The following is a 1,533-nucleotide window of genomic DNA, read 5'->3' on the forward strand; positions in this document are numbered from 1 at the left end:
GTAATTAATGGACTGAGTAACTCAATTCATTGATGGAGATAAAAAACATAATTCCTTTTTTCAGAGTAGGCGACTTTCCTACGGAAAGCTACTTGAACAGTCTTGGGATGAAAGGGAGTCGGGAGTGGGGAAACTAAGCCGCCCACAAGGAGCGGGGTTTAAAGCAATATGCGATTTCCGATAGATAAAAAGAAATCAAACTTATTTAATTTTCACTACTCTCCTCTTGTTCTTCTAAAATAATTTTTATTTGATTGAGCAATTTCTCCAAAGCTTTCTTTTTCTTAGGATTATCCCAAACTTTAGATGAAGCCAGTTGTTTACTTAATTCTTTATATTGATATTTAAGTAATGGGGGATTATCATTACCTTCCTCTTTACTCCGAATATTCCGTACTAATTGTTGAATTTCAACTAGTGATAAATTATTATCTATTGCTTGACTAAGTAATTCTTTCCGATCTTCGTCAATTGTGAGTTTTGCAATCGCTCTGGCTTTTGTATATTCAATTTTACCTTGAGATAAAGCTTGCTGAATTTCATCAGGCAGGTTTAATAGAGGCAAGCGATTTGTTCGGAATGATTCAGGGGACAGTTTGCCAAACGCCATAAATACACCCTCAACTATTGCAATCTCATCTGAGCGGATAACGTTATCCGCCTTTTTTCGATTAGCTTTTTCCATACGATTGAGCAGGCTTACGACCTCATCCTGCGACATCTTCAACCGTAAAACAAGTAATTCTAAAATCCCGATAGTTTCTTCGTAGGCATTTAAATCTTCACGCTGTAAGTTTTCAATTAATCTAACCTGTTTTACAGTAGCATCATCCATTTCCTTGATGACAACAGGTACTTCTTCTAAATCAGCCATTCCTGCTGCTATGAGGCGGCGTTCCCCTGCAATAAGTTCATAGTCCCCATTTCCTAAAGGACGCACTAGCAAGGGTTCAAGTATTCCTACTACTTTTATGGACTGTGTGAGTTCCTCTAACTTCTTAGGCTCAAAATAGCGTCGCGGTTGGGTTGGGTCTAACCTAATTCGCTCTGGTTTGACGCTAGCAGCTTGATTTTTAGGTGTAATTAGTTCAGAATCACCATCGCTAAATATTAAATCAAGAGGGTTAGTATGTTTAAGCTTTGCACTATATACTACGTCTTTTTTAGTCATTGTTACACTTTTAGTTTTTCTAAATCTTTAACAATCTTATTCATGACTTTAAGTGCTGCATGATTTTTATCATATACAGCCAATGGAATCCGACGTTCAGAAGCATCGGCAAATGCAATTGATTTTGGGATAGCAGGATATATTGTTGCTATTTGCGAAAGCTGGTCTTGTATAGCGTTAACAGTACGAGTTTCCTGCGCTGTACGGCTATCAAGCATCGTAGGGATAAATCCAGCAATTTCTAAATTTTTATTGAGTTTTTTACGAACTCGTCCAACAGTATCAAGTAAAAGGTCAGTGCCAAGAAAAGATTTAAATTGGCATTGGATAGGCACAACTAGATGTGTAGCCGCAGTTAAGCT

The 1,533-nt window shown here is 37.4% G+C and carries 2 protein-coding genes; both read right to left on the bottom strand.

All coding sequences use genetic code 11. The annotated features are described in order from the left end of the window. Positions 1–205 precede the first annotated feature (205 nt). The gene (locus H6G97_RS51105) at positions 206–1,171 is read right to left on the bottom strand and encodes a ParB/RepB/Spo0J family partition protein (protein WP_190947779.1); all 966 of its coding nucleotides are present in this window, start codon (positions 1,169–1,171) and stop codon (positions 206–208) included. A 2-nt stretch (positions 1,172–1,173) separates the two neighbouring features. Beyond that, positions 1,174–1,533 (bottom strand): ParA family protein (locus tag H6G97_RS51110; RefSeq protein WP_190947780.1); only part of this gene is annotated, 360 nt, incomplete at its 5' end.

It is taken from the genome of Nostoc flagelliforme FACHB-838, from assembly GCF_014698065.1.
GTDB lineage: Bacteria > Cyanobacteriota > Cyanobacteriia > Cyanobacteriales > Nostocaceae > Nostoc > Nostoc flagelliforme_B.

Bases quoted from the DNA above. Each gene is read 5' to 3' on its own strand.
- H6G97_RS51105 (WP_190947779.1), bottom strand. From the start codon at position 1,171: ATGACTAAAAAAGACGTAGTATATAGTGCAAAGCTTAAACATACTAAC.